The following is a 22,082-nucleotide window of genomic DNA, read 5'->3' as shown; positions in this document are numbered from 1 at the left end:
GTAACAGACTTTTGCTATTGTTTTTGCCAAAGTAATAAATAAGTCTGATACATTATTATAGAGGGTTTTTATGGAAACAAATAAGAATATAAAGAAGACATTACCTGTACTGAATATGTATTGTGCTGCTTGTGCAAACAGTGTGCAGAAAATACTGAAAAGACAGGATGGAGTGAGCGATGCGGCAGTAAACTTCGCCACAGAAACGGCTCAAATTGAATATGATCCTAATAAAACGGATACAGCAAAGCTCAAAGAGGCGTTACAATCCGTAGGTTATGATCTGAATATCGATGAGGGGGAACACGCCCGCGAAGAAGTGGATGCAGCTCACGAAGAGCATTACAGGTCGCTGAAAATGAAGGTGATCGGATCGGTTGTGTTAGCTGTGCCATTGGTTATCTTTGCGATGACTCCTGCATTGATGCACCTTTCGTATGCCAATTATGTGATGTGGGTGCTAGCTACTCCGGTTGTATTGTATTTCGGAAAAGATTTCTTTATCAGGGCATTTAAGCAGGCTCGTCACGGAGCTTTTAATATGGATACTCTGGTATCGCTTAGTGCAGGTACGGCTTATCTGTATAGTGTGTTCAATACCTTGTACCCTCAGTTCTGGCATAGTCGGGGATTACATGCCGATGTGTATTTCGAAGCGGCAGCGGTTGTCGTAGCTTTTGTGTTATTGGGTAAATTACTCGAGGAGAGAGCTAAAGGTAATACTTCGTCAGCACTGAAAAAACTGATAGGGTTGCAGCCTAAGACCGTGACTATCATATCGGAATCGGGTGAAACCTCCGAGCTATCTGTTTCGCAAGTGAAGGTAAGTGATATTATTTTGGTGAAGCCCGGTGAAAAGATTGCTGTTGATGGGATAGTGACCGATGGCACTTCGTTTGTAGACGAGAGTATGATTACGGGTGAGCCTTTAGCTGTAGAGAAAAAGGCAGGAGATAAGGTGTTTTCAGGAACGATTAATCAACGGGGAAGTTTTAGTTTCCGTGCCGAAAAAGTAGGAAGTTCGACTCTTTTAGCTCAGATCGTTAAAATGGTACAGGATGCACAGGGAAGTAAAGCTCCCGTGCAGAAACTGGTCGATAAGATAGCCGGAATATTTGTTCCGGTAGTGATTGGCATTGCAATCCTCAGTTTTGCTGTTTGGTTGATCGTGGGAACCGATAATGCTTTTACACATGCTTTACTTGCATTTGTCACTGTATTGGTTATCGCTTGTCCCTGTGCGCTGGGACTTGCTACTCCAACCGCAATTATGGTTGGGATAGGCAAAGGAGCCGAAAATGGCATACTGATCAAAGATGCTGAAAGTCTCGAAACTATTCAGAGGGTAGATACTGTTATTCTGGATAAAACCGGAACTATAACAGAAGGTAAACCTCAGGTCGTATCTGTGAAATGGATGAACGGTGTTTCTTCTGATTTACACGATATTCTGTACACGATAGAAAAGTCGTCGGAGCATCCTTTGGCTGAGGCTATTGTGAATTATTTGAAGGATACATCCAAAGTTCTTTCGGATATACATATCGAGAGCCTTACAGGACAGGGTATTGAGGGTACTTTTAATGGAGTGAAGTATCTGGTTGGTAATCAACAGTTGATGAGATCGAAGGGTATAGTTTGTTCCGATGATATGGAACATTGGATTTTCGAACGTCTCGAAGATGCAAATACCGTAGTATTGTTTGCTGACGAGGTATCGGTTATGGGCAGTATTGCTATTGCAGATAGTATTAAACAAAGTTCGATAGCTGCTGTAGATCAGCTTCGTGATCTGAATATCGATGTGTATATGCTTACCGGAGATAATGAGCATACAGCGAGAAGTATAGCTGCTCAGGCAAATATACAACATTACAAAGCAGGTTTACTGCCTGCCGATAAAACCGAATTTATCAAGCAGCTGCAATCTGAAGGTAAAACAGTAGCAATGGTTGGTGACGGGATCAATGATAGTGCCGCTTTGGCTCAGGCTAATGTAGGTATAGCGATGGGGCAGGGTAGCGATATTGCGATTGATACTGCAAAAATGACTATTATATCAAATGACCTGACGAAGATACCGACTGCTATAAAATTATCGAAGCAGACTAATCGAACTATCAGACAAAATTTATTTTGGGCATTTATATACAATGTGATAGCGATTCCTGTTGCTGCCGGCGTGTTGTATCCGATTGACGGTTTCTTGTTGAATCCGATGATTGCCGGTGCTGCCATGGCTCTGAGCAGTGTAAGTGTGGTAAGTAACAGTATTATTCTTAAGTATAAGAAGCTGTAAAAACATAGACCTCTAATTGTTTAATTAATTAAATATATTAAAATATGAAAGAAGAATTGAAATTCAAAACGAATATGGATTGCCAGCATTGTGTGGCACGGGTGAAACCTCTTTTAGATAAAGTGGATGGTATAGACTCATGGAGCGTAGACCTTAATAATCCCGATAAAGTATTGACTGTTCAGTCATCAGGAGCAAAGGCTGATAAAGTTATTGATACAGTAGAACAAGCTGGTTTTGATATAACTCAATTGTAAATAAGGTTTCAGACCTATTTGCTTCGGCGATTGCTAATTGTTGCTTTGGTGAGAGAAACAGCGAAAGAATGAACTAAAAATATATCATTAAGTGCTTTCTTTTACCTAAATCATAAAGAAGCAGCGGTAGAGAATATCTACCGCTGCTTCTTTTATGATTTTTTTTATTCAGACTGCCTTTATATTCAGGATGTTCTGTGTTTATTAACACTTTGTAACTTGTTTTTTTTGATGGATTGTTAAACCTTTCTCTTAACAAAAGGTCTTAGATAATAACAACGCATAGTAATAACCTAACAGAAATCTTTTATCTCAAGTTGTTTCTTTATAAGGACTGGTAAGTGATTATACTTGCTAAAGCAAAATAAGTCAGGGACCTTAATTTTGCAATCATCACTATTTTATTAACACTCAAAATCTTGGACGCCATGAATAAATTACCCTTTATTAGTATAATTGGCTTGCTTTTCGTATTTGGCTGTAAAGAATCTACTGCGACAACAGAAAGCGCAAAAGCAATTGAGGCAGAGCTTCTTTCTTCCGAAACGCCTTCAGATGGTACATTCGTTGATACTACGCGGGTGCCGGATAGTCTATATGTAAAGCCGAATGAAACGGTTATTACATCGAAATATACGACTAAGTCTGGTGTTATTGAGCCATTGATAATCACTTCGGAAGAAAGAGAAGAGTTCTCTAACCTGATTTCTGGTGATGATATGCCTCCTGTGTATTATAATCCGGACTTATTTTCGTCTCAAAAAAATGAGGTAAGTAATAATCGGGTTGATTATTATTTTAATAGTCCCGACTACTATGACAATTTTATTGACAGGGGATCTTATTTTTATCAGAACAATTATTATGAAGTAGATGAATATTATAATAATTATCCCATTCTGATTAATCCTCCCTTGGGTTCGTGGAGTAAGCCGAGCCCTCGACCCGAAAGACCGAACAAGCCACGTCCGGATGGAAATGCAAACAGACCGGATCTAGAGACGGAAAGGCCATCAACCAAGCCTAAACCAAATCCGGAAAGACCTTCGGAAAATAATAGCCAAAGACCATCAGCCAGACCCAGGCCCGAGTCAGCCGGATCATCAGAAAACAGATCAACAGCATCTGCCCGTCCTCGTCCGGAATCTGTGGCACCTTCGGGCAGAGAGGATGGAGCAATATCTGTTCGTCCGCAGCCTGAGCGTCAGGAGTCACAGGAACAAGAACGTCGTCAAGCAGAAGAACGTCGGGAACGAGAACGTCAGGAGTCACAGGAACGAGAACGCCGCCAAGCAGAAGAACGTCGGGAACGAGAACGCCGCCAAGCAGAAGAACGTCGGGAACGAGAACGTCAGGAGACACAGGAGCGTGAACGCCGACAAGCAGAAGAGCGTCGGGAACGAGAACGTCAGGAGACACAGGAACGAGAACGCCGTCAAGCAGAAGAACGTCGGGAACGAGAGCGTCAGGAGACACAGGAACGAGAACGCCGACAAGCAGAAGAGCGTCGGGAACGAGAACGTCAGGAGACACAGGAACGAGAACGCCGACAAGCAGAAGAGCGTCGGGAACGAGAACGTCAGGAGACACAGGAACGAGAACGCCGTCAAGCAGAAGAACGTCGGGAACGAGAGCGTCAGGAGTCACAGGAACGAGAACGCCGCCAAGCAGAAGAACGTCGGGAACGAGAACGTCAGGAAACACAGGTTCGAGAACGTCGTCAAGCAGAAGAAAGAAGTACTCGAGAACGCCAGAGTACTCAGAGCAGCGGAAGTTCAGATAGACAGTCAAGTGGACGTATAAGACGATAATATATTACTAACTAAAATATTAAGATCATGAAAAAATTGTTACTATCAATTATTACTGTCCTGTTTTTGGTTACATCATGTGAAGGTCCGACAGGTCCAATGGGGCCAGAAGGTCCTCAGGGTGAGCCCGGCGAAAATGGCACAAGTTGGTTTACCCGCTCATATACTATTAAAGCCTCTGATTGGAAGCTTTCAGGTAAACAAGGAGAGCTTAACTCGTTTTATTATGCTAGTATTCCCATTTCTGAACTTACTAAGTTTATATATGAAAGTGGAACTGTGCTGGCTTATATCGAAACTGAGCCCGGAATAAAAAATAGCTTGCCTTATGTTTCACATCGTGGAGGTGTTGATAGTCAGGGTGAATTTCTTTGGACTCAAACGTATGATTTCGATTTTCAGGTAAAAGAGATCACATTTTATCTTACTTACTCCGATTTTAATACACAGATAAAGCCGGAACAGGAAATCGTTCATGTTATATTTATGTGGTAAAGAATAGATTTATAAAAAAATCCGATTAGATATTCTTCTTGATAAATTAAAATGAATCAGCCATAAAATACTGATGTCAAAAAGTTTGTTTAATCATAAAAATTTCTACATTGCACATGCATTTATATACACTAAAAAAACTTTACTTATGAAAAGAATTTACAAACTAACACTTGTTGCACTAATTGCATTCAGTTCAACATCATTATTTGCTCAATCTCCCGTCAAATTTGGAATCGATGCAGGGGTGAACCTTTCCAATGCTTCGGTTGGTGATAGTGACGGAGTAGATAAGAAAGCTAAAGTCGGTTTTCAGGTCGGTGTTGTAGCAGAGTACGAATTTGCACAGGACTTCTTCATTCAGTCGGGACTTTCATTTACTAATAAGGGTACTAAGCTGGAAGAAAAAAACAGTGCCGGAAAAGTTTCATTGAGTATACATCAGGCCTATTTGCAATTGCCGGTTTATGCAGCTTATAAGTTGGAAGTTACACCAACAATGAAAATCGTATTTAATGCAGGACCTTACTTTGCATTTGGAGTAGGAGGTAAATCAAAATTAAGCGGATCGATAACTGATGAGGATTTTGGTTACTTTGAAGGATCTGGCAAAGTTGATACTTTTGGAGATAAAGGTATTCTGAATAGATTTGATTTCGGATTAGGCGGAGGTGTCGGAGCTGAATTCGGACAAATATTCGTAGGTCTTAAATATGAATTGGGCTTGTCTGATATAGGCAAAGAAGATTTATCTTATAAGAACAGAAGTGCTTCTCTTACTGTTGGATACAGGTTTTAATAGTTGTTTAAAGATATAACTAGCCAGCCGCAATGGGACAACCTGTTGCGGCTCTTTTTTTTTATTATTTGTGCAAATTGATGCTGTTTGTTTATATATACTATCTGTTTGATCGTATTTTATTTTTGGTTTATTCAATAAATATTTATTGTTTTTCGATAAATAATTTGTGAAATACAAAAAATATTTATTCTTTTGTCATAATATTGAATATAACAAATAGATGTGATATGAATATGTTTACTGCTCTTTATGCTATTATAATAGTTTATGTGTCTGCTTTTTTATTTGAAAACTATCAGAAGATAGAAACTGCAGCATCGGCTGTTGTTTCCGAACTGGGAGCATTGCAGATTGCCAATTTATGGGCATATGTGATGTTGGGAGTTGTTTATCTTAATATTGTTTATGTGTTCTGTAAAGTTATGCTGCGCCGTGGGCAAACGGCGGATAAAGCTAAACTCGAACAGATATAATATTTTATCCAGGATCGTGCAATTCCTTTGGATTGACGATGTTTAATTGTTGTATCAGATCTAACGTTATCGGAAAGATGAATAAAAAAATACGAACTTATTGTTTTATACTTGCCATCATATATGTATTTGTGGTGATGTATACTATTTTTACGCAAATAGCCAGTTTTAAAGCCGGATTCAGAGAGGGTATGAGAGGTGTTCCCCGTGAGATACTGCATGTGAATTTAATGCCTAAAAACGGAACGTATTCTTTTCCTGATAAGGCTTCTGATATCTCCGGACGGCAGGACGTTTTGATTGAGATGAATAATGCCAAATTGATGGTCTTGAATCCCGTGGAGCTGCCTAAGAGTATAGTTATCGGGTATTATGTCGTATTATGTTCGGCGTTTATTCTTTTAGGATGTACTATCTGGCTGCCTTTTTTGTTTTTCAGAGTTATCAGAGCTGCTTCGAAAGGTAATCTTATTGACCTTAAAGTGATCAAGCGGATACGTAAGATCGGTATTATCCTGATCCTTTTTTATATAGCTGATATCCTCGCAAATACTATTGATACATTAAAAGCCGAATATCTGGTACATTTCGAAAACTATAATTTTTTCATAGACTTTTCGGGTTTCGGAACGCTTATTCTGGGTATTGTGACGTTGCTCTTGGCTGAGATACTTCATATGACTCTGAAGATGAAAGAAGAACAGGATTTAACCATCTAAGGTTTTATCCCCTTTTGTTATTTTGGCAAGTGCCGGAATAGCGATAAATGTGTAGAAAGATGCTTGTTGCAAGCTTATAGTTACTTAAAAGAACAGAAATATGTCAATTGTAGTAAATCTGGATGTAATGATGGCTAAACGGAAAATTTCATTGAATGAACTTTCCGAAAAAATAGACATTACTCCGGCAAACCTTTCGATTTTGAAAACGGGAAAAGCTAAAGCAATCCGTTTTTCTACTCTGGAGGCTATCTGTAAAGAGTTGGATTGCCAACCCGGAGATATTCTGGAGTATGTTGAAGAATAGAGGAAGGCTTGTGATTAAGCAACAGAAAGTCTTTAATAATCATTTTAAAAGGATAACGGTTCGTTACACTTATGTTTACAAAATAAATAAAAAGGTCTGAGGCCTTGAAATTTCTATAACTTATTTATACACTGCTTATGAAAAACTTTTTCAAAATGCTGTTTGCTTCTACACTAGGGGTAATAATCGGGTCTATAGTGCTTTCGTTTTTTTCGATATTGATTTTTGTCGGAATTATTGTAGCATTGAGTTCGTCTCCCGAATATGTGTTGAAAGACAAAACGGTTTTAGTACTCGATCTTGATGGCGTCTTGAATGAAAGGTCTGCTTCGAATCCTTTCGCAAAAATATTGGGAGAGTCCGAAAGTCTTGGTCTTGACGATATTCTGGAGTCTATAAATAAGGCTGCGGACAATGATGAAGTAAAAGGTATATATTTGAAAGCCGGTAATTTTGATGCGGGTATAGCAAATGCGGAACCCATCCGTCAGGCTCTTCTTGATTTTAGAAAGACCGGTAAGTTTGTGGTTGCATACGGCGATTTTTATATGCAGAACACCTATTACCTGGCTTCGGCTGCCGATAAGGTTATTTTGAACCCGAAGGGAGGTATCGACTTTCATGGTTTAAGCTCGAATCTGATCTTCACGAAAAATATGACGGATAAGCTGGGGATAAAGATGCAGGTGTTTAAAGTCGGAACATTCAAATCGGCAGTAGAGCCTCTTATTCAGGAAAAGATGAGTGATGCCAACCGTTTGCAGCGTACTTCTTATCTCAACGATATATGGTCGCACTGGTTGAAAGGTATTTCGGACAGTCGTAAGATTTCGGTCGAAAAACTGAATCAATATGCTGATCAGTATTTGATGTTAACCGAAGCCGATTCGCTCGTTGCTTATCATATGGTAGATACTTTGCTGTATACTCCTTCGGTAAATAAGTACTTGAAGACATTGGTTGGTATTGATGAAGATGAAGATCTGCGGTTGGCATCTATCAGTGATTTTGTAACTGTAAAATCGAAAGAAAAACATAGTAAGGACAATGAGATTGCTATATTGTATGCCGAAGGCACGATAGTAGACGATGCTCAGAACAGTCTCTTTGGAGGTAGTAATAACATAACAGCAAAAGAATATGTAGATGAATTGAATAAATTACGTGACAACGATAAAGTTAAAGCGGTTGTGTTTCGTGTAAATTCACCGGGAGGGAGTGCTTATGCTTCGGAACAGATATGGAATGCTGTAAAAGAACTAAAAGCTAAAAAACCGATTGTCGTTTCGATGGGCGATTATGCCGCTTCGGGAGGGTATTATATATCATGTGCCGCTACGTCTATCGTGGCTGAGCCGACAACACTGACCGGATCGATTGGTATTTTCGGAATAATTCCCGATGGAGAGGAGCTTGCCAAGAAAATCGGGTTGTCTTTTGATGAGGTTAATACAAACAAGCACAGCTCGTTTGGTGGTACTCCTTATTCTATACCGTTTTTGCTGACCGCATCTTCTAGAGGTTTTAATGACGAAGAGGCTCGTATGCTTCAGAAATACATAGAGAAAGGCTATGATTTGTTTACTAAACGTTGTGCTGATGGACGTGGCAAAACTCAGGCTCAGATAGATTCGATAGGGCAGGGGCGTGTTTGGACGGGTTCGCAGGCTGTAAAACTAGGGCTGGTTGATAAAATCGGCGACCTGAATACAGCTATTGCACTGGCAGCACAGGAAGCAAAGCTGGCCGATTATGGTACCGCTAAATATCCGGTTAAAAAAGATGCATTTACCCAATTGTTAGAAGAATCGTTAGGCAGTTCTGAGGTTAAAGTTATCAAATTCTTTATGGGAGCCGATAGTTATACCGAGAGTGCAATTAAGCGTCGTCTTCAAACATTTGATATACAAGCTGCGATGATGGGTGAGCGAGTAGTTTATTGATAAGCTGACAGGAAACTTATATTTTACTTAACAAGTTGATAAAAAGGTCGAAAGATCTATATTTACTCTTTCTTAATAGACTTTACTAAGCAGAGCCGACCTGATCAGGTCGGCTCTGTCTTTTTTTTCTTTTGTTATCGATATCCGAAGTTATTAACAAGGTTATTGACAATAAAAATACTGTTATTAACAGCCAATATTTAGGTTATTAACAACAAAAACGATTATAGGCACAGGTTCTTTGCTTATAATGGTAAACGATTTTTTATCAGTACTTTGAAAGATTGTCGTTCACAATCAATTCACAACTGATTGGGGTTTTATCAACAGGGTGTAAAGAATTATTGACAAGTTTTTGACAACTTGTTAACACGTTTATCAACATTCCACTTATTAACATTGGAATGGAGCCTGTTTACCACTGTTTGAGTTATCTTATGTTTGGAATACAGGAGGTATATGTTACATAGTATTTCAAATATTCCAGACAAGTATATATGCTTAAATTCCTGCGAAAACAAACGGCGTTGCATTTACCAACGATGAGGCGGCATTGCCTTTGTATGTTTCGTTATTTTCCAGATTTAGTTTTTTTACCGGTGCATTTTCCGAGAAATCAATGTCTTTCAGTTCCAGCCAGAATGTGTTTGGTGTAAGAACCGATTCATAAAAATAGACCAGATTTTTATGATCCGATACTGTTCTCCATCGGGTGGAAGATATATTTGGCTGATCGGGTGTGCTGATCCCGAAAGGTACAGAACAATTTCGGATAACACTGAATACACTCGCTACACCTATTCTTGTATCGGATGTTTTAGGAATGGCATTTGTGTAAAATGAAGCTCTTACAAAACGGTCGGCAGCCCTGTTTGTTCCCGGAAGCATAACGGTTCCTCCTATTTCTTTCCAGTATTCGTTGAGGGCTAACTGCTTATCGAATATAGGAGAGTTGGTCATTACCTGATACGATTTGTTGTGATGAATAACGAGCTTTCCTCCGATATATTCAAAAATGGCATTGTCTCCCAATGCATCAGATATCGAAAGATGGAGTGTTGCCATACGTGATCCGTCGGGCATTTTATCAGATACGATTTCGAATGTTTGCTTTTCGAGAGCCTTTACAGCTTCATCTACAGTGGCGAAGCTGTCCAGAACATATTGAACCCATGCTGCGATGGTGAGCCCCGGTGTTTTTTGATTCCATGTTGGATATTCCGACTCCGCAAGCCATAAGAGGTTAGCGACCAATCCTTTTTCGTTGATGCCGTCTGTACTTGAAATATCATATGCCGAAGTGATGACACTTCCGTATTTCGATTTCCATTTCAGAGAGTTAGGACCGACGGCTCCATCCCTGTCCATTCCTCTGGGGAATACCCAGATGTTACTTTTGATGTCTTCTTTCCAGTCCATTGAGCGGGCTGTGAGGATCAAATTGTCTTCTCCCTTATAAGCTACACGTGTACATGCATTGGTTGTGAAATAGCCTATCCCTAAAATAGCTAGTAGTAAAAATGTCTTTTTCATAATCATAGATGAGTATTTTTATTCTAACAAGATAGAAGAGGAAATGTTTGCTTATTGATGTGTTATTTTTCTAAATTTGCTTTTTATCTGAATGCAACTTTTAATAAATAGAGAATGAGTTTATCAGTTAAGCGGATTAATTTGGTGATTGATTGTGAAGATGCAGGAGTGATGGCTGATTTTTATAACCGGCTGTTAGGGTGGGAAAAGACGCATCCTCATGCTAATGGATGGGCGGCACTTACATCTCCTTCGGGATCGGTACTGGCTTTTCAGGAAGTGGAAGGGTATGAGCCTCCTGTGTGGCCTTGGGTGGTAGATAAACAGGCACAGATGCTTCACTTCGATTTATGTGTGGATGATCTGGAGGAAGCTGTGTTATATGCCGTACAATGCGGAGCGCGAATTGCAGACACTCAATATTATAAAACATCGAGAACTCTATTTGATCCGGCAGGACATCCTTTCTGTATTGATACTGATGAACAGGAATGAGTTATTTTACAGTTTTAACTTCATCATTATATTGCATCTGTCGTAAGCAGCATGTGAGATTGACACTTCTTCAAATCCTAATTTTCGGTATAGAATGATGGAAGCTTTGAGTTGTGTATTGCCTTCAAGAAAAATTTGTTTTATGCCTTTTGCTTTTGCGTATTCTATAATGGTTTCGCCAAGTTTTCGTCCTAGTCCCAAGCCTTGAGCCGAGGGTGATACCGCCATTTTTGCCAGTTCATATGTATCTTCTTCCGGATGATGAATGAGTGAACAGCATCCTTTTACCTGACCGTCTACGAGTGCGAAGAATACTTGTCCTCCTTGGTCGATGATATATTCCTCTACATGGTTTAGTGTATATATGTCTGAATCTTCGAGACGGAAGAAGGTGGTTATCCATTCGGTATTTAACCTGATGAAATCTTCTTTATACTCAGCTTTGTATAGTTTTATTTCGATTTGTTCCATGTCGTTTGTTTTTGTTGATAGGGGAAGTATCTTGATTACAGGATCATGGCTTGAGGAAAAGCAGAAGAAAGTCCTGTCTATAACCTGAAAAACGGAGTCATTATTACAATCATGTATATGATGCAGATAAATATTCCTGCAAATGATATGTAAGAAAGTACTCGGGCAGTTTTGATATAGCCCGAACGGGCTAAAACAACTCCCGTTATCAATGCGATAAGATTGATAACGAAGATTGTTTTAAATATATTTGCGCTTATCAGTAAAATCATATTCTCTGATTAACCTTTATATCCTTGTTGAGGGTTGCGGTTCAGCAGTCGTGTTTTAGCCATCTGCTCGTATTCTGTATCCGGGCGTCCGTAATTACAATACGGATAAATACTGATGCCTCCACGGGGGGTAAATACTCCGATCACTTCAATGTATCTCGGATCCATTAGTTTTATAAGATCTTTCATTATGATATTCACACAATCTTCATGAAATGCCCCATGATTGCGGAAACTGAACAGATATAACTTTAACGCTTTACTTTCTACCATCTTTATGTCCGGCAGATAGTTGATATGTATGGTAGCAAAGTCGGGTTGACCGGTAATAGGGCAGAGGCTTGTAAATTCGGGACAATTGAAAGCTACCCAGTAGTTGTTTCCGGGATGCTTATTATCGAATGCCTCCAGTACCTCGGGTGCATAATCGTCTTTGTATTCGGTTTTTCCGCCTAAATGGCTCAGTCCTTCTATGTGATTTGTACTCATTGTTTCTTTTGGTGTATTAAGTAATAGAAAGTATTTAATGATACATTCTCAAGTTATAGTAAGCTCAAATTTTTATACTTGCCAAAGTAATAACTAGGTCTGTGACCTTTTTTCTTTTGTATGTATACGTCCTTCGGCTGGCTTAGTCAGTAAAGCATTGAGGGCCTGCCATTCCTCCTTCGTATTTCAATACTATATTTTTCTTGTAATACTTATATTGGCATCCATCGTTATACTCTTTAATCTGTGGGACTGTGAGCATTTCGGTAGGGAAAATCAAGTAAGAATATTTACCTAAACCGCTGCGGGTGAATCCTATTTCAACGGGATTCCCGTTTTCGATCGAACAACAGTTCGCCATCTGCATCATGTTGCGGAAGTTGCTGAATGTCATTGCATCCCACTTTAATATTCTAAGTAATTGATCGAGACGTTCCGAACCGTATTCCATATCGAATTCTCCGTCTATCAGTTCAGGTTTTCCGTCTTTACCCTTTTTAGATATCATAAGGTCTATTCCCAATATCGAGCGTAAGGGATCGTTGTCTAATTCGATACTCAATGATACAGTATATCCTTTAGGAACTGCCTTTGCAAACTCATTCTGCAAATTATTGATATCCTGTATGTGAGTTTCGTAATTATCGATAGCTTCTTTCCGGCTGCTCATAGGCATAGAATAGACTCTGAGCATAATGATCTTTACGGTGTCATTCGCCGATTGATATTCTTTCAAGGCATTGTCATATGCTTCGGGGGAATATTTTTGTTTCAGCTTTTCGAATACTTCAGCTTCAGTAATCGATTGGGCATTGGCCGTTAAGATAAAAGACAATAATCCTAAAATGAGTATAAAACGGTTCTGCATATAATGTTTAGAGTAAGCAACAGATAGTATTTCAGCTATACCTTCTGTGGTGTATGTACTTGTCTCGCCACTGAAATCAGGCTTGAGACCTTAAAAAACAGGTTGCAAGATAATATTTTTTTCTTGTATTCGGATTTTCGAGGTCTCAGACCTTTTATTTGCCTTCCCTTATTTTTAGATATTCGTCTAATCCGTGTTTGCGAAGTTTGCACGAAGGGCATTCTCCGCAGCCATCAGCGGGGATTCCGTTGTAACAGGTGAGGGTTTCGTTGCGGATTAGGTCAAATGCTCCCAGTTCGTCGGCTAGCTGCCATACTGCTGTTTTGTCTCTCCACATCAGCGGAGTGTGTATCTGGAAGTGTTCGTCCATTGCCAGATTGATGGATGCGTTGGCTGACAATATAAATGTGTCGCGGCAATCGGGATATCCGCTGTAATCGGCTTCGGATACACCTGTGACAATGTGTCGGATGCCATGGCTTCGGGCTATAACTGCCGCAAATGTAAGAAATAGCAGGTTACGACCCGGTACAAAAGTGTTTGGGTAAGCATCTGCCGGTTTTTCTTTATCCATGACTACATTGCTGTCGGTGAGCGAATTGCTCGATAATTGACTGATGATAGATGCATCCAGTTTTTGAAATGGAACGCCTGCACGGCTTGCTATTCCTTCGGCTATTTCTACTTCTTTGGAGTGACGTTGTCCGTAAGTAAAGCACAATGTGCGAACTGATGAAAAGTGTTTAAGTGCCCAGAAAAGGCATGTGGTGGAGTCCTGACCACCTGAAAATAGGACTAAAGCTGGTTCTTTAGAGTTCATTTTATCTCTGTTTTTTACGTGGTTAATCGAAGTTACACGGAAAGGGATTCGTTTCCCTTTTCGGGGGCAAAGGTAATTATTAGAAATAGAATTAAAGAGGAATGCTGAATATTTATGTATTTTTGTTGATCGAATTATCTGCATAATTCTTGTTATTTAATATACAATTTACTGAATAAGTAACAGAAAACGAGTAATGACTTGTTTTCAGGCGATAACACTTATTGTTGCTGTTTGCTTGCAAAATAATAAATAGGTCTGCGACCTTAAATGCTTTTCTTATGAGCCGTAAGTTTCAGGATAAAATAAACTCAGACAGAGAAATCATCGATCTGAGAATGCAGTCGGAAGATTTGATTAATGCAATGGAAAGAATGACCGAAGATGAGTTTCGGAAGGAGTCACAACGTATAGCCGATGCAATAGATGCACGGATAGAATGTTTGTTCAGGGAGTCTGAATCTTTATAGATATTACATTATTCTTATTTGTTTCGTAGCTTATATGTAATAATCTTATAGTTTCTTTGTATTAGAAAATTAAAGGAAGTGTTTGGTATAAGATTGTTTATGGGTTGTTTATTTTAGGTTGTTATCCATATATGTATAAAATATGGAATTATAGTTTGCCTTGTAAAGGGTAGACTATTTTTTTTTGTCATTTTCGAGATGCTCTTTTTTGTGAAAAAAATATTTCGAGAAAAAACCTTAGTAAACAGGTTTATAACTTAAGCTGTGTGAAATTTCGAGACGAAAAGGCTTTGATGTGTTTGGATGTAAAAAAATATCTACTATCTTTGCATCGCAATTAAGCACTGGGCAGTTACCAGAGTGGCCAAATGGGTCTGACTGTAACTCAGATAGCGTAAGCTTACGGTGGTTCGAATCCATCACTGCCCACTTTTTGCGGAAGTAGCTCAGTTGATAGAGCATCAGCCTTCCAAGCTGAGGGTCGCGGGTTTGAACCCCGTCTTCCGCTCTCAATCAGAAAAGCGACCACTTTACAGTGATCGCTTTTCTTTTTTGTAATGTAATAGGGATGGATGGACGTATTTGGATCATAAGTGATCGTAATATCGGATGTTCTGTAAGATATTTGAATTACAAAGGGTTATTGTCTGTTGTGTGAACTGATATAATTAAATTATGGGTAAACAAGGTATTAATAACTTAACGGAAGGTAAAATTCTGTCGGGTTTATTGCGTTTGGCCTTGCCGCTGATGGGAACAAGTTTTCTGCAGATGGCATATACGCTGATGGCGATGTCGTGGGTAGGGCGTTTGGGCTCTGATGGACATTCTGAAGTAGCGACCCGTGCCGAAGCGGCTATCGGATCTATCGGTATGCTATTATGGCTTACTGCTTCTATAGCCTATTTAGCGATGATCGGGGCGGAAGTTGCCGTCGGGCAGTCGATCGGAGCAAAGAAGATACGTTTGGCTAAAGCTTATGCTTCACACACAACAACTGTCTCTATTTCTATAGCGGTGGTATGGGTATCTTTGCTTTTGTTTTTTGCTGAGCCCATATTGTCTTTCTTTAAACTTGATCCGGAGATTACTGCCGATGCCGCACTTTATTTGCGGATATTGACAATTTGTCTTCCATTTCAGTTTTTATCGTATAATTTCTCCGGAATTTATAATGGGGCAGGACGTAGTTTTGTTCCGTTTCGGAACAATGCTTTTGGCTTGGTGCTGAATATGATTCTCGATCCTATTCTCATGTTTACGTGTGGTTTGGGTTTGCATGGAGCAGCTATTGGTACAGCCATATCCCAACTGTTTGTATTCGGGCTGTTTTATTATCAGATCAGATATGCAAATCCGATCTTGGGATATTTCAGATTTTTGATAAAACCCCGTAAACTATTTCTGAAACGAGTTTTTTATCTGGGTACTCCCGTATCGATCATGAATTCGCTGTATGCGGTTATTAATATGAATCTGGCTCGTGCCGCTTCTATATATGGAGGTCATATAGGGTTGATGACTCAGACTACAGGTGGTCAGATAGAAGGAGTAACATGGAATACTTCGCAGGGCTTTTCGACAGCATTGAGTGCCTTTATGGCTCAGAATTATGCAGCAGGACATATCGAACGGGGACGTAAAGCCTACATTTACGCATTGAGGATAATGATCTCTTTGGGTGTCGTGGTAAGTATTATGTTTATATTGTTCGGCGGTCAGATTTTCGGGCTTATTGTGCCTCAGGAAGATGCTATGAAAGCCGGAGCTCAGTATCTGCTGGTGATGGGTATGGTGCAGATATTTATGATGTTTGAGCTTACGACTCAAGGTATGTTTAACGGTATAGGACGTACTGTAGAGCCAGCTGTAATCAGTATTGTGTTTAATGCTCTTCGGATTCCTTTGGCTTATATTTTGGCATCGCAAATGGGTATAATCGGAGTTTGGTGGGCTATCGCTATTTCATCGATGTGTAAAGGGATAATTTTACCTATATGGTTTACTGTCTTATATAGGAAAGAACTGCGTAAGCAAAAGCGATAGGTAGAAAAGAATCAAGGATAATATAAACAACCTATCAATTGATAGGTTGTTTTTTGTTGTCGTTCAAATACCTGCCATTGTATTATCAATAGCCCTTTAAAATTGCTTGGAGCAATATTTTATTAAATACAAAATTATTGAAATATAATTTAACACAAAGGTTTTTACTGAAAAAAAGAGGAATTAACAGGTTGTCCTATGATTCTATATATGGGGGTTTTATTCTTTTAAATAGTCATAAATATTTAATGATGTATTTTGAATCAAGAACTAGTTGTTGCTGCCATGCTTACAGTGTCAACAACAGGTCTGTGACCTTAGTATTGTCCGTCGCAGATATAATATAGGATATAATCGCCCACTGTATCAGTATCGACAAATATCCATTTGACTTTCTTTTCGTTTGTTTTTGTTTTTACGATCCTTTTATCTCCGGACGTAAAATCTTCGACTTCCAGTACTTTGAATCGCTTATTAGAGCAATCGTATATTCCGTAAGTAATGTTATAGCTGAATCCTTCCCATTTTTTTATTTTCTTATCAGCATCTTTTTTGTAGATGTTTTTTATTTTATTGATATATGCCTGACGAGAACTTTCTGTCGTGTAAACAGTTTTAACACGGGCAGATATTTGTCCTTCATTCGAGAGCACACTTGCAGAGTCGATATATATTTCCGTGTTTTCGGTTACTGCCAGATTTTTCCAGACATTTTGAGCCACTAATGAAGACGAAGCCATTATGAAAAATAGCAAAACAGATAAATATTTCATATCAATATGTTTTTAAGTTTTCGAGCTTATTTAATATAATTCTTTCTTATACAGAATTCTAAACCTAAAGTTAGCATTTAATTCGATTCTACATGCCTTGAATAGTGAAATAAAATTAAGACTAAGCTAGCCGAAAACTTGGATTTATTATAATATTATATTATTTTCGCATCCGATTTCGGGATGTAGCTCAGCCCGGTTAGAGTACACGTCTGGGGGGCGTGTGGTCGCAAGTTCGAATCTTGTCATCCCGACAGTTGAATATCAAAGACTTACAATGTTTTATTGTAGGTCTTTTTTATTTGCCGTTGCATAAACGTTGCATTTTTTATAGAGATACAAAGTATAATATCAGATAGAGGATTCTGATTTGTTTTGGAAGAATACTTGAATTTACGACATAGGGAGGGGGTACACCCCCTAAATAGACTTTCCATATTTGCCCCAATCCGATGTGTCGAATTTTTTTTATTTTTTTTCTGAGTTTTCCAAAGCGAAAAAGCTCCGAGCTGTTAACTAACACTTTGTTTGTTGTGTTAAAGCGTTGATGTGTAGTGAGTTGGATGTTTTAAGGCTTAATTTAGTGTAGGGTGTGTAGGATGGTGTTTTTGCTATGTAGGGTTATATTGTTTCCAAAAGATACTAAGCTTGTTGATGTAAATAGCTGATATGACTTGAGTTATCTTGTTTTGTATAACATTTTATGTAGGATATGTATGATATGTAGGGTTCTTTGAACATTTTCCCACATACGTGAGGAGAGTTAGGCTCACAACCCTACATACCCTACATAGACCCATTTTTAGCCCTTCATATTCTTGCCTATCAACGACTTGCGACCATGTAGGGTTACGATTTCAACCCTACATAAAGAAGAGGCAACCCTACATACCCTACATGATTTTCGTTAAAAGTATGTGAAATCTGCAAATTCTCTGAAAAACAAAAAAAACGTCAACAAACAAAATTTTCGTTGATTTTATTTGGGGAATGAAATGTCTTGTAATTTCTAAGCTTGATATTTTACACCCTCTTCGAGTTTTTTCTTTACTTTGTACTACCAAAATTTTCAACATGAACCAGAATATTGATTTAGTAGGCTTAGGTATCCAGAAAGGATTGATAAAATTCGATGAGGAGAAAAAGGCAATTACATATATATACCAAAATAAGAAAAAGAACTATACTAATCCAGAAGAAAAAGTACAGGCTTTGACTTTCCTTAAATTGGTGCTTCATTATGGATATAATCCTCAGAGAATACGACAATTCGTACCTGTGAAGATGGGGACTGATACCAAAGAAGCAGATATAGTTGTATATAATGATGATGAGTGCGAAGAGCCTCATATTTTGGTTGAATGCAAAAAAGAAGAAGTTAGCGAACAAGAATTTCTGCAAGCCATTGACCAAGCTTATAGCTATGCTTATGCTCTCCCCAATGATGTAAAATATGTTTGGGTAACGTCTGGACTCAGAAATGAATATTTTTCGGTTGATAAAAACAAATCGACTCGCATAGACGAACCAGATATTCCTCAGTTCGGTGTAAAGAAACTGGAGAATTATAAGTTCGTTTATGATGCAGAAGGCTTAAAACAGGAAGCAGGAAAGCAAAAATTCTCAGATATAAAGGTTATTGACGAAGACTTGCTGACTAAGCAATTCGAGAAAGCTCACGATGCTCTTTGGGCTGGAGGACAATTAAATCCATCCGAAGCATTTGATGAATTGGATAAGCTTATATTCTGTAAAATTTGGGATGAACGCAAAGACCGAAAAAGTGGAGAACCTTATGACTTCCAGATAATCACAGTAGATAAAGAGGAGATAAAAGGATATGACAGACTTTCTGCCGACCAACTCAAAGATGCTATTCGTCTGGAAGAAAATAAACGCCTATCCGAACGTGTAAAAGCGTTATATGAGGAAGGACGAAAGAAAGACCCCGAAGTGTTTCGAGATGGTATCCGTTTGACTGACGAGCGTATCCGTACAGTTGTGGGGTATCTGCAAGAAATAAATTTAGGAGAAACAGACCTCGATAGCAAAGGACGTGCTTTTGAGACCTTCATGGATTCTTTTTTTAGGGGAAGTTTCGGACAATATTTTACACCTCGCCCTATTGTGAAATTTTCGACTGATGTACTACCAATAACCAACGAGTCTCTGGTACTTGATACTTCGTGCGGTAGTGGTGGATTCTTGCTATATGCTCTCAACAAGGTGCGAAGCCAAGCAACGGAAATATATCCTAATTATAAAGACAATACAGAACAAGGGCGAAAACAGAATCTTAGACACTATAAATATTGGCATGACTTTGCTGAAAACAATCTCTACGGAATAGAGATAAACGAGCAAATATCACGTGCTGCCAAAATGAATATGATTATCCACGATGATGGTCATACCAATGTGATTACGGCAGATGGACTTCTGAACGAAATAGAAATCCAGAAGCTAACAAAAAACAGAGGCTTCCGATACAACCGATTCAATTTTATTATAACCAATCCTCCTTTCGGCTCTACTATCAAGAGTACAGAGAAAAACTATCTGAAAGAATATAGTTTCGGGCAGAAAGAACCCGATTGGTTGGATGTAAAAGCAAAATCGACCCCAACACCACGAGAAAATCAAAGTACCGAAATTCTATTTATAGAACAATGCTATAAGTTTCTGGAGGAAGGCGGGTATTTGGCTATCGTCTTGCCCGATGGAATTCTAACCAACAGTAGTCTGCAATATGTGCGTGATGGTATAGAAGATATGTTTCGCATTGTAGCGGTGGTGTCTATGCCACAAACGGCATTTACAGCAACAGGTGCAGGAGTTAAAAGCTCTGTATTATTTCTCAAAAAGCACAAAGTAGCACATACCGAAAAGCTGAAAAATAAGAAGCTGAGTCTACAAGCCAAGTTGAAGAAGAAGTTTGACTATGATGTAACTTTAGAAATTTGGGACATAGAGAAAAAACAAGTATTGAGAGACCTCGAAGGATTCGATAATCCATTTATTGACCTGAGTATAACTGAACTGAAAAAGACAGATGAATATAAAGAGTGGCGTACTGAGGTAAATGCTGAATATACTGAACGTATCAATAATCTGAAAGAAGAGCTACAAGAAGCGTACTTAAAAGCCAAACAAGAGGAACTGCCCGACTATCCTATATTTATGGCAATAGCCGAAGATATTGGGTACGATGCCACAGGCAAGAAGACCAACAACAACGAATTGGATTATATCAGTGAGGAGCTGACTAAATTTATAACTGCAATAGACAATGGAGCAATATAAATTACCCTCACATAATAATCCCGATAAGGTTTTTATTGTCAATCGTTCTGAGTTGGAGGGACGATTTGACCCTTCATATTTTTCGTCAGAATATGAAATATTAGATTCTATTATAGAGAAATATAGCTTTATTCGGTTGAATGATATTGCTAAACAGATTTCCGATGCTCCACATGAAAGACCTGATTTTTCAGATACAGGGGTTGAGGTTATAATGATAGAGAATTTAAAACAAGAAGGGATTTCTACTGATAATCAAAAATACATAACAGAGTTCTATCATAATAAACTGAAATCTACTCAGTTAAAAAGAGATGACCTACTGATGGCTAGAATAGGAGTGACAACTGGTGTTACTTCTATTGTTGATGATAGGTTTGTAGATAAGAATATAAGTGGAAACATTACGCTTATAAGATTGAAAGAAGAGGTAAATAAAAATTTTATTCTTTACTATCTCAATTCATATTTCGGACAACTATATATTAAAAGAATTTTATCTAATTCGGCTAGAGATTTTTTAACGGTAGGAAAAATTAAAAGTATTAAGATACCTAATGTAAATGTTGAAACTCAACAAAAGATAGTAACTCTATATCAACAAGCCTATAACCTAAAGCAACAAAAAGAAGCCGAAGCTAAAGCCCTTTTAGATAGCATAGACAGCTATTTATTGGGCGAATTGGGTATTACCCTCCCCGAAACGGATAATAGCCTAGAGAAGCGTGTCTTTACTTCTCGGTTTAGCGAGATTGGTAGAGGTCGATTAGACCCATTGTCATTAAAAAATAAGATATCTGATTTTCTTACAGGTAAATATAAAGAGAAGAAAATAAAAGAGATTGCTTTAAACTTTAAATCTGGATTTGGAGCAGGAAAACAAGACCAAGTTTTAGATGATAGTGGAATCATCCAAATTAGACCTACAAATATTGACGAGCAAGGTACTCTTAAGTTTGACAAGAACGTTTACCTTCCTGTTGATAATAGTTACAACGAGAGTGATTTTATAAATGTAGATGATATTTTGTTTAATAATACCAACAGTCAAGAATGGGTAGGAAAAACAGCCATTTTGAAGGAGCAACAGCAACTTTTATTTTCAAATCATATCACTAAAATAGCAGTTAACAAAGAAGTTGCAGTACCTGATTATATTTGGCTTATTCTAAACTCTTACCAGAAGAACAAAATATTTTATTCAATTTGTACGAATTGGAACAATCAATCTGGAGTTGGTTTAGATTTGCTGAGGTCGTTACCCATCCCTCTCCCTCCCCTCGAAAAGCAGAATGAGATAGCCCAACATATACAAAGTATCAGAGAGCAAGCAAAACAGCTTCAAAACGATGCTAAAGCAATACTGGAGCAAGCTAAACAAGAAGTAGAGCAAATGATATTGGGGTAAGAGAAATAACATAAAATACAAACTTAAA

At 38.5% G+C, this 22,082-nt stretch carries 21 protein-coding genes and 3 tRNA genes; 17 read left to right on the top strand and 7 right to left on the bottom strand.

Annotation, left to right across the window (positions count from 1 at the left end; genetic code table 11):
* The first annotated feature begins 70 nt into the window (after nucleotides 1-70).
* The 9 genes from AABJ51_RS07155 (at nucleotide 71) to sppA (ending at nucleotide 9,106) form a co-directional block, all read left to right on the top strand.
* Nucleotides 71-2,299, top strand: a complete 2,229-nt coding sequence (locus tag AABJ51_RS07155) for a heavy metal translocating P-type ATPase (RefSeq protein ID WP_338375042.1) — start codon at nucleotides 71-73, stop codon at nucleotides 2,297-2,299.
* Between the two features lie 44 nt (nucleotides 2,300-2,343).
* Nucleotides 2,344-2,556 carry a heavy-metal-associated domain-containing protein gene (locus AABJ51_RS07150; RefSeq protein WP_338375039.1) on the top strand — a complete coding sequence of 71 codons (213 nt, stop codon included), beginning with the start codon at nucleotides 2,344-2,346 and terminating at the stop codon, nucleotides 2,554-2,556.
* Between the two features lie 428 nt (nucleotides 2,557-2,984).
* Nucleotides 2,985-4,367 carry a hypothetical protein gene (locus AABJ51_RS07145; protein ID WP_338375037.1) on the top strand — a complete coding sequence of 461 codons (1,383 nt, stop codon included), beginning with the start codon at nucleotides 2,985-2,987 and terminating at the stop codon, nucleotides 4,365-4,367.
* Nucleotides 4,368-4,394: 27 nt separating this feature from the next.
* Nucleotides 4,395-4,862: a collagen-like triple helix repeat-containing protein gene (locus AABJ51_RS07140; protein ID WP_134436418.1), complete on the top strand. Its 468-nt coding sequence runs from the start codon at nucleotides 4,395-4,397 to the stop codon at nucleotides 4,860-4,862.
* Nucleotides 4,863-5,010: 148 nt separating this feature from the next.
* Complete coding sequence (locus AABJ51_RS07135) at nucleotides 5,011-5,661, top strand: porin family protein (protein ID WP_338375034.1); 651 nt, start codon at nucleotides 5,011-5,013, stop codon at nucleotides 5,659-5,661.
* Between the two features lie 230 nt (nucleotides 5,662-5,891).
* Complete coding sequence (locus AABJ51_RS07130) at nucleotides 5,892-6,137, top strand: hypothetical protein (RefSeq protein ID WP_338375032.1); 246 nt, start codon at nucleotides 5,892-5,894, stop codon at nucleotides 6,135-6,137.
* Between the two features lie 77 nt (nucleotides 6,138-6,214).
* Nucleotides 6,215-6,856, top strand: a complete 642-nt coding sequence (locus tag AABJ51_RS07125; protein ID WP_338375029.1) for a DUF2975 domain-containing protein — start codon at nucleotides 6,215-6,217, stop codon at nucleotides 6,854-6,856.
* Nucleotides 6,857-6,956: 100 nt separating this feature from the next.
* Nucleotides 6,957-7,163 carry a helix-turn-helix domain-containing protein gene (locus tag AABJ51_RS07120; protein WP_026627719.1) on the top strand — a complete coding sequence of 69 codons (207 nt, stop codon included), beginning with the start codon at nucleotides 6,957-6,959 and terminating at the stop codon, nucleotides 7,161-7,163.
* Between the two features lie 137 nt (nucleotides 7,164-7,300).
* Nucleotides 7,301-9,106 carry a signal peptide peptidase SppA gene (sppA, locus tag AABJ51_RS07115; RefSeq protein WP_338375025.1) on the top strand — a complete coding sequence of 602 codons (1,806 nt, stop codon included), beginning with the start codon at nucleotides 7,301-7,303 and terminating at the stop codon, nucleotides 9,104-9,106.
* Between the two features lie 501 nt (nucleotides 9,107-9,607).
* On the opposite strand, the gene AABJ51_RS07110 is transcribed toward sppA, so the two are convergent.
* Nucleotides 9,608-10,639 carry a linear amide C-N hydrolase gene (locus AABJ51_RS07110; RefSeq protein ID WP_338375023.1) on the bottom strand — a complete coding sequence of 344 codons (1,032 nt, stop codon included), beginning with the start codon at nucleotides 10,637-10,639 and terminating at the stop codon, nucleotides 9,608-9,610.
* 114 nt (nucleotides 10,640-10,753) lie between these two features.
* Between AABJ51_RS07110 and AABJ51_RS07105 the strand changes: the two genes are divergently transcribed.
* Nucleotides 10,754-11,134 (top strand): VOC family protein, encoded by a 381-nt coding sequence (locus tag AABJ51_RS07105; RefSeq protein ID WP_338375021.1) that lies wholly within the window; start codon nucleotides 10,754-10,756, stop codon nucleotides 11,132-11,134.
* A gap of 6 nt (nucleotides 11,135-11,140) precedes the next feature.
* On the opposite strand, the gene AABJ51_RS07100 is transcribed toward AABJ51_RS07105, so the two are convergent.
* The 5 genes from AABJ51_RS07100 to queC all read right to left on the bottom strand — a co-directional run bounded on the left by AABJ51_RS07100 (nucleotide 11,141) and on the right by queC (nucleotide 14,054).
* The gene (locus AABJ51_RS07100) at nucleotides 11,141-11,605 is read right to left on the bottom strand and encodes a GNAT family N-acetyltransferase (RefSeq protein ID WP_338375019.1); all 465 of its coding nucleotides are present in this window, start codon (nucleotides 11,603-11,605) and stop codon (nucleotides 11,141-11,143) included.
* A 77-nt stretch (nucleotides 11,606-11,682) separates the two neighbouring features.
* A complete protein-coding gene (locus tag AABJ51_RS07095) occupies nucleotides 11,683-11,877 on the bottom strand; it encodes a hypothetical protein (protein WP_026627714.1) in 195 nt (64 codons plus the stop codon).
* 9 nt (nucleotides 11,878-11,886) lie between these two features.
* Entirely contained in the window at nucleotides 11,887-12,366 is a 480-nt protein-coding gene (gene queF / locus AABJ51_RS07090) for a preQ(1) synthase (protein ID WP_338375017.1), read from the bottom strand.
* Between the two features lie 142 nt (nucleotides 12,367-12,508).
* Nucleotides 12,509-13,234: a hypothetical protein gene (locus tag AABJ51_RS07085; protein ID WP_134436415.1), complete on the bottom strand. Its 726-nt coding sequence runs from the start codon at nucleotides 13,232-13,234 to the stop codon at nucleotides 12,509-12,511.
* A gap of 154 nt (nucleotides 13,235-13,388) precedes the next feature.
* Nucleotides 13,389-14,054, bottom strand: a complete 666-nt coding sequence (gene queC / locus AABJ51_RS07080; RefSeq protein WP_026627711.1) for a 7-cyano-7-deazaguanine synthase QueC — start codon at nucleotides 14,052-14,054, stop codon at nucleotides 13,389-13,391.
* A 281-nt stretch (nucleotides 14,055-14,335) separates the two neighbouring features.
* Between queC and AABJ51_RS07075 the strand changes: the two genes are divergently transcribed.
* The 4 genes from AABJ51_RS07075 (at nucleotide 14,336) to AABJ51_RS07060 (ending at nucleotide 16,570) form a co-directional block, all read left to right on the top strand.
* Nucleotides 14,336-14,524 carry a hypothetical protein gene (locus AABJ51_RS07075; protein WP_320973676.1) on the top strand — a complete coding sequence of 63 codons (189 nt, stop codon included), beginning with the start codon at nucleotides 14,336-14,338 and terminating at the stop codon, nucleotides 14,522-14,524.
* 346 nt (nucleotides 14,525-14,870) lie between these two features.
* Nucleotides 14,871-14,953: transfer RNA gene (locus AABJ51_RS07070), tRNA-Tyr, on the top strand.
* 6 nt (nucleotides 14,954-14,959) lie between these two features.
* Nucleotides 14,960-15,032 (top strand) — tRNA-Gly (locus AABJ51_RS07065).
* A gap of 167 nt (nucleotides 15,033-15,199) precedes the next feature.
* Complete coding sequence (locus AABJ51_RS07060) at nucleotides 15,200-16,570, top strand: MATE family efflux transporter (protein WP_134436414.1); 1,371 nt, start codon at nucleotides 15,200-15,202, stop codon at nucleotides 16,568-16,570.
* Between the two features lie 317 nt (nucleotides 16,571-16,887).
* Here the strand turns inward: AABJ51_RS07060 and AABJ51_RS07055 are convergent, their stop codons facing one another.
* On the bottom strand, nucleotides 16,888-17,343 hold the full coding sequence (locus tag AABJ51_RS07055) for a surface-adhesin E family protein (protein WP_134436413.1): 456 nt from the start codon (nucleotides 17,341-17,343) through the stop codon (nucleotides 16,888-16,890).
* 179 nt (nucleotides 17,344-17,522) lie between these two features.
* Between AABJ51_RS07055 and AABJ51_RS07050 the strand changes: the two genes are divergently transcribed.
* From AABJ51_RS07050 to AABJ51_RS07040, 3 genes are all read left to right on the top strand, one after another.
* A tRNA-Pro gene (locus AABJ51_RS07050) sits at nucleotides 17,523-17,597 on the top strand.
* Nucleotides 17,598-18,417: 820 nt separating this feature from the next.
* Nucleotides 18,418-20,646 carry a type I restriction-modification system subunit M gene (locus AABJ51_RS07045; RefSeq protein ID WP_338375010.1) on the top strand — a complete coding sequence of 743 codons (2,229 nt, stop codon included), beginning with the start codon at nucleotides 18,418-18,420 and terminating at the stop codon, nucleotides 20,644-20,646.
* A complete protein-coding gene (locus AABJ51_RS07040; protein WP_338375007.1) occupies nucleotides 20,633-22,054 on the top strand; it encodes a restriction endonuclease subunit S in 1,422 nt (473 codons plus the stop codon). The genes AABJ51_RS07045 and AABJ51_RS07040 overlap by 14 nt, the downstream gene beginning before the upstream one ends.
* The last annotated feature ends 28 nt before the right edge of the window (nucleotides 22,055-22,082 follow it).

The organism is Indolivaga capnocytophagoides, from assembly GCF_036511535.1.
In the GTDB taxonomy this organism is placed as follows: domain Bacteria; phylum Bacteroidota; class Bacteroidia; order Bacteroidales; family Dysgonomonadaceae; genus Dysgonomonas_A; species Dysgonomonas_A capnocytophagoides.
Note: the sequence above shows the minus strand (reverse complement) of the source record. Positions and strands in the feature narration are given on the sequence as shown.